8 protein-coding genes are annotated in these 5,925 nt (G+C 62.7%); all 8 read right to left on the bottom strand.

All coding sequences use genetic code 11. The features are described 5' to 3' along the window. A partial coding sequence (locus tag H5U38_13765; protein MBC7188087.1) for a DNA recombination/repair protein RecA occupies positions 1-415 on the bottom strand: 415 nt, incomplete at its 3' end. Between the two features lie 18 nt (positions 416-433). Continuing rightward, positions 434-1,003 carry an RNA 2',3'-cyclic phosphodiesterase gene (gene thpR / locus H5U38_13760; protein MBC7188086.1) on the bottom strand — a complete coding sequence of 190 codons (570 nt, stop codon included), beginning with the start codon at positions 1,001-1,003 and terminating at the stop codon, positions 434-436. Positions 1,004-1,012: 9 nt separating this feature from the next. After that, positions 1,013-2,287, bottom strand: coding sequence for a competence/damage-inducible protein A (locus H5U38_13755; GenBank protein MBC7188085.1), 1,275 nt, complete (start codon positions 2,285-2,287; stop codon positions 1,013-1,015). Positions 2,288-2,410: 123 nt separating this feature from the next. After that, positions 2,411-2,857 (bottom strand): phosphatidylglycerophosphatase A, encoded by a 447-nt coding sequence (locus H5U38_13750; GenBank protein MBC7188084.1) that lies wholly within the window; start codon positions 2,855-2,857, stop codon positions 2,411-2,413. Beyond that, positions 2,854-3,480: a CDP-diacylglycerol--glycerol-3-phosphate 3-phosphatidyltransferase gene (pgsA, locus tag H5U38_13745; protein ID MBC7188083.1), complete on the bottom strand. Its 627-nt coding sequence runs from the start codon at positions 3,478-3,480 to the stop codon at positions 2,854-2,856. The genes H5U38_13750 and pgsA overlap by 4 nt, the downstream gene beginning before the upstream one ends. 20 nt (positions 3,481-3,500) lie before the next feature. Continuing rightward, complete coding sequence (locus tag H5U38_13740) at positions 3,501-4,436, bottom strand: pyruvate ferredoxin oxidoreductase (GenBank protein ID MBC7188082.1); 936 nt, start codon at positions 4,434-4,436, stop codon at positions 3,501-3,503. Between the two features lie 29 nt (positions 4,437-4,465). Further along, positions 4,466-5,653, bottom strand: a complete 1,188-nt coding sequence (gene porA, locus H5U38_13735) for a pyruvate ferredoxin oxidoreductase (GenBank protein MBC7188081.1) — start codon at positions 5,651-5,653, stop codon at positions 4,466-4,468. Positions 5,654-5,668: 15 nt separating this feature from the next. Further along, a partial coding sequence (locus H5U38_13730) for a 4Fe-4S binding protein (GenBank protein ID MBC7188080.1) occupies positions 5,669-5,925 on the bottom strand: 257 nt, incomplete at its 5' end.

The following is a 5,925-nucleotide window of genomic DNA, read 5'->3' as shown; positions in this document are numbered from 1 at the left end:
CGCTGCGCACCAAGGTTTCGGTGATTTCCAGGGCCTGCTCGCCGGTGTCGGGCTGGGAGATGAGCTGATTGTCGGTGTCCACCCCCAGCTTGCGGGCGTAGTTGGCGTCCAGCGCGTGTTCTGCGTCGATAAAGGCGGCGATCCCCCCTGCCTTCTGCGCCTCGGCGATCATGTGCAGCGCCAACGTGGTCTTGCCCGAGGACTCGGGGCCGAAGATTTCGATGATGCGGCCCCGCGGGATGCCGCCGATGCCGATGGCTGCGTCCAGGGACAAGGCGCCGGTGGAGATGGCCTCGATCTTGACTCGTGCCCTCTCCTCCCCCAGGCGCATCACCGAGCCGCGTCCGAACTGACGTTCGATCTGTGACAGCGCCAGTTCCAGCGCCCGCTCTTTTTCGCTCTTTTGGTCAGTCATCTGTCAGCCCCACCTTCGTTAGTGAGAAGAGAGTGCGATGTGGTGCAGCGCTGTGTACTCCGCCCCTGTTGGTTTGAGGTCGCTCTTCATGACCCGGACCTCGTGAGCCACAAATGTGCCCGCGGCAAAGTTGGCCTGCTGCAGGGCGCGCACCACGGACTCCACGCCGCGAGGGTCCTTCACCCGGCCCAGGGTCAGGTGCGGCGAAAAGTCGCGCCCCTCCGGCGGAAAACCCAAGGGGCGGAGTTCTTCCTCGATGGCGCGCGCCAGCGTCTTCAGCCTGCCGGTTGGCTCCTCGATGCCCACCCACAACACACGGGGTTGCCGAAAATTGGGGAAGGCGCCCACCCCTGCGATGCTCACCTCAAAGGGCGCGACTTGTCGGGAAGCCCGTGCCACCGCCTCGGCAACCGCAGGGATCTGTGCCTGATCCACGTCTCCGAGGAACTTGAGCGTCAGGTGGATGCCTTCCGGGCGTGTCCAGCTAATACGCCCGCCCACGCGGCGCAGGGTGGCCTGCAGCTGCGCAATCTGCTCCTTCTGTGCCGCCGGAATGTCAATGGCGATGAACGTGCGAATCTTCGCCAAAGCCACCTCTCATATCTCGTCGTTGAGGAGCGGCAAGCCGAGGAGGTACCGCCGTACCATGTCCAATGCCGCCGTGGCCGCGCGCTCTTTGTTGGCCAGACGATCGAAGGGAAAAAGGCCTCGCTTGCACACGCTCTGCGTGCCGTCGGAAAACCCTATGTACACCAACCCCACCGGTTTGGTCGGCGTCCCGCCTGTCGGCCCGGCAATCCCTGTTGTCGAAAGGCCGAGGTCGGTCCTTGCCACGCGGCGGATCCCCTCTGCCATGGCGACTGCCACTTCCGGGCTCACCGCCCCGTGGCGCGCGATCAGCCCCTCGGGCACGCCCAGCAGTTCCACCTTGGCCTGGTTGCTGTAAGCAACCACTCCGCGCTCAAAATAGGCCGAGCTGCCGGAGACATTAGTCAAGCGGTGGGCGACCAAGCCGCCGGTGCAGGATTCCGCCACGGCGATGCTCTTGCCGGCACTGCTCAGAAGCTTGCCCACCGCTTCTTCCAGCCGGCAGTCGTCGGTGCCGTAGATGAATTCTCCCGCCTTCTGGCGCACCATCTCCGCCGCATGTTCTACCGCCCGCTGGCAGGCATCGCGCTCCGGCCCCTCAGCGGTCAAACGCACGTCCACGCCTATGCTGCCGGCCTGGTAGGCGAGGCGAACCGCCTGCCCTTCGTCCACCCCGCTGAGCCGCTCTGCAAGGGCCGACTCCGGGATCCCCGTGGTGCGCAAAACCCGCTCAACCACGCACCACCAGCCAGCCAGCACCTGCACGCGGGGGAGGACCTCCTGTTCCACCATCGCCCGCATCTCCGCCGGCACACCGGGGAGTGCAAAGCCGATCGCACCCTGCCACCGGAACGTGAACCCCGGCGCAGTACCTAAGGGGTTGCGCAGAACAGTCGCCCCTTGCGGAATTTGCGCCTGGCGCTGGTTGTTCGGGCTCATGCGCAGGCCGCGGGCCGCAAAGCGAGCGCGTATGGCAGCCAGGGCCTCTTCGTCTATTACCAACGGGACGCCCAAGAGCTCCGCAACCACCTGTCTGGTCAGGTCATCAGGCGTCGGGCCCAGACCACCGGTGATGACCACCACCTGGGCACGGCCAAGTGCCCGTGCGAACGCATCGCGCATCTGCTCACGGTCGTCACCCACCGTGGTCATCCACTGGGTGACTACGCCGACCTCTCGCAGGGCGCGCGCCAGGAACTGCGCATTGCCATTGGCCAGACGCCCGGCCAACAACTCATCGCCGACGGTCACCAACTCGGCAACTATTCGCTCGCCCGTTTTCATGCTCTGCTCGGCGCTCTGACAGGTTGAAATATAAGCAATTCTCCAAGAAAAAACAAAGGTGAGTTTTCTATTCCGGCTCAACCCACCTTGTCCGACATCCACGCTGTTGTTTGCAGACGTCGCTCAGCCAAACAGCTTCAGCATCACGTGCAGGCCTATGCACGTGTAAAGGCCAGCCATGAGGTCGTCGGCCATTACGCCCCAGCCGCCACGCAACTGCTGGAGCTCATCCACGGGAAACGGCTTGAGCACATCCAGGGCCCTGAAGACCAGGAACGCCGTCCCATACGCGAGAATGGTCTTGGGCAGGCCAAATAGGGCCAGCGCCATCCCCGCGATCTCGTCGATGTTGATCTGCGAGGCATCGTGCCCGTAGACCTGCTCAGCGCGCGTCGCCGTCACTACTCCAAGGGGTACAAGCAGAAGAAGCACCACTGCACTGCCCAGTGCCCCGGGTGGCGGAAGCAACACAGCCAGGATCAGTGCCAGCGCGCTCCCCACGGTGCCAGGTGCCACAGGCGAAAACCCGGTGTAAAAACCGGTGGCGCACAACTTGCTAAGGAAACTCACACGCGCACCCCACGGGGGATAAGGGCGCGCAGCAGAGCCGCGACCGCCTGACGCACATGGGCGCGGTTATCCACAAGATAGAGGATGCCTGTGATCACCGTCAAGCAGGTCACTACGAACATGAGCTTATCCAGGAGGCCGAGCCGTCGCACCGCTTCGAGCGCGTGCGCTGCCGATGGCCGCCCGGCCAAAGTGCGTTCTGCCAGCATAAACGCCATCACGGCGTACACGGCCCCCGCTTGGGCAGCAGTCTTCACCCGTGCCAACCCCATGGTGACGACTGGCTGTCTCTTCCACATGGCATAAGAGCGAAGCCCCGTGACGAGCGCGTCGCGCACCGCAATCACCACCACCATCCACACCGCCACATAGCCGAGGATAGCCAGACAGATCAAGGCAGCCGTGATGAGGATCTTGTCGGCGAGGGGGTCGAGGAACTTGCCCCATGTGCTCACCGCGCCGAACCGGCGAGCAACGTAGCCGTCATAAAGATCTGTGAGCGAGGCCACCACGAAGATTGTGCACCCCGCGTAAAGACTGACCAGGTTGTCGCCCAGGATCAGAGCGACAAAAAGTGGCGTAAGGGCGATGCGCAACAGCGTCAAACCGTTGGCAAGCGTCATAGAGCCCCGCCGAGTTTAGGTCACTTCTGACCGGCGCTCTGCTCGCACATGCGCACCAGGAGTTCCCACCGACGATCCACCTCTTCCTGGGCCGCGGCCAAGAGGTGCGCGTTCTCGGCACGATGCAGATGACGGAACCGCCCCTGATGCTTCGTCCACTCGCTGAGGGGCAGTTTCTCCTTCGGGCGATAGTTCAAGATGCGCACGCCGTGGTCATACTCGTACAATGGCCAGAAACAGGTCTCCACGGCCAGGCGGGCCATCTCGATGCCCAGTTCTTGTGGAAAGCGCCATCCTGGCGGACAGGGGGCCAGAACATTGATGAACGTCGGCCCCTCAACTGCCAAAGCCCGCTCCACCTTGCGGTTCAGGTCCTTCCAATGGCTGACGCTGGCCTGCGCCGCATAGGGCACATTGTGCGCGATGACGATCTCGGTCAGATTCTTGGGAAACTGTTTTTTCCCCTTGTGCACCTTGCCTGCGGGCGCGGTCTTGGTATCGGCAGCAAACGGTGTGGCACTGGAGCGTTGGATGCCAGTGTTCATGTAGGCTTCATTATCATAGCAGACGTAGAGCATGTTATGCCCGCGCTCCAGCGCCCCTGAAAGGGACTGCAGGCCGATGTCGTACGTGCCGCCGTCTCCGCCAAAGGCGATGAAGCGGATGTCCTTGTCCACTCGCCCCTTGCGCTTCAGGGCACGATAAGCGGCCTCCACCCCGCTGATGGTGGCCGCCACATTCTCGAAGGCGTTATGGATAAAAGGCACCTTCCAGGCGGTGTAGGGGAAGATGGTCGTGACCACCTCCATGCAGCCGGTTGCACAGCCGCAGACCACATGTCCCTGGGCCGAACGCAGCACCTGATGGAAGGCAATGATCGGCACGCAGCCAGCACAGGCACGATGCCCAGGGGAGAGCTTATCTCCTCTCTGTGCAAGTTCTTTGATGGTCGCCATGTCTCATACCTCGCCCAAACGTGTGGTCGCTATTCGCGAAGCCCTAAGTAGCCAACCTCAAACTCCACCCGACCGGTCTGCACAACGCGCTTTAGGTCGGCGAAGGCCTTGTGCAGATGGTCCTCCTCCAGGTCCCGTCCACCCAGGCCGTAGATGTAGTCGATCACTTTCACGGAGTGCTGGCCGTTGTTGCTGAACAGCGCGGAGCGCACGTCGCCGTACAACGGGCCGCCCTTGGCGCCAAAGGAAACCGCGCGATCGAGCACTGCCGCCGCCTTGACTTTCGTGAGCGCCGCAATGATCCGCTCATAGGGGAACGGTCGGTAACAGCGGACCTTGACCAAGCCGACCGCCTCTCCTTGCTCTCGCAACTGGTCGATGACCACCTTGGCCGTGCCGCAGGTGGAGCCCATGGCCACCACGGCACGCTCTGCATCCTCCATGCGGTATTCTTCGATCAGGTCATACCCCCTGCCGGAGAGAGTTCCGTAGGCACGCGACACCTCCTCGATCACCGGCAGCGCGTTTTCTTCTGCCTCGATCTCCTGGCGCTTGTGCTCGAAGTAATAGTCCTGCAAGTCCAGCGGCCCCACCGTAAACGGGTGGTCGACGTCGAGAAGGTAGCGCTCAGGCCGGTACTCGCCCACAAAGTCCTTGACTTGCTGATCCTCCAAGATCTCCAAGCGCTCCACCGTGTGGCTGATGATAAAGCCATCCAGCGTGACCATCACCGGCAGCAGCACGCGCCGATCCTCAGCAATCTTGACCGCCATGATGGTGTTGTCGTAGGCCTCCTGCGCATTCTCGGAGAAGAGCTGGATCCAGCCGGAGTCGCGGCAGCCCATGCTGTCCGAGTGGTCGCAGTGAATGTTGATGTTGCCGCTAAGCGCGCGATTGACCACGGCCATCACGATAGGCAGGCGCAGCGAGGCGGCGATATAGACGATCTCCCACATCAGGGCCAAGCCGTTGGCACTGGTGGCGGTCATGGCCCTGGCACCAGCAGCCGCGGCGCCCACGGAGGCGCTCATGGCGCTATGCTCGGACTCCACCAGCACCAGCTCGGTATCCACCAGGCCATCGGCGTGAAACTCGGCGAATTTGTGCATCAACTCCGTCTGCGGAGTGATGGGATAAGCTGCCACCACGTCGGGGTTGATCTGCCGCATCGCCTCCGCAACGGCCTCATTTCCCGTGAGGGCAACAATCTGAGCCATTCTTCCTCCGCGCAACTAGAACTCCGGTACCATTTCGATGGCGTTGGCTTTCTCGGGGCACTCCTTGGCGCAGATGCCACACCCCTTGCAATAGTCGTAATCGAACCCCTTCATCTTGCCCCCCTCGACTTTCACCGCCGGCTCCGGGCAGTACATCCAGCAGAAGAGACAGTGGATGCAGCGCTCTTCCTTCCACACAGGCTTAAAAGCGCGCCAGGAGCCTGTCTTGTAGGCGGCGGCGTTCCCGGCCTCCACAATCACCCCGCCGGTGG

The sequence above is a fragment of the Calditrichota bacterium genome (assembly GCA_014359355.1).
GTDB lineage: Bacteria > Zhuqueibacterota > Zhuqueibacteria > JANLFK01 > Oleimicrobiaceae > Oleimicrobium.
The sequence above is the reverse complement of the archived record's forward strand: the minus strand, read 5'-3'. Positions and strand labels throughout refer to the sequence as shown.

Excerpts from the sequence above, each read along its gene's own strand:
- H5U38_13755 (MBC7188085.1), bottom strand. The coding sequence starts at position 2,287 with ATGAAAACGGGCGAGCGAATAGTTGCCGAGTTGGTGACCGTCGGCGAT.
- pgsA (MBC7188083.1), bottom strand. The coding sequence starts at position 3,480 with ATGACGCTTGCCAACGGTTTGACGCTGTTGCGCATCGCCCTTACGCCA.
- H5U38_13740 (MBC7188082.1), bottom strand. The coding sequence starts at position 4,436 with ATGGCGACCATCAAAGAACTTGCACAGAGAGGAGATAAGCTCTCCCCT.
- porA (MBC7188081.1), bottom strand. The coding sequence starts at position 5,653 with ATGGCTCAGATTGTTGCCCTCACGGGAAATGAGGCCGTTGCGGAGGCG.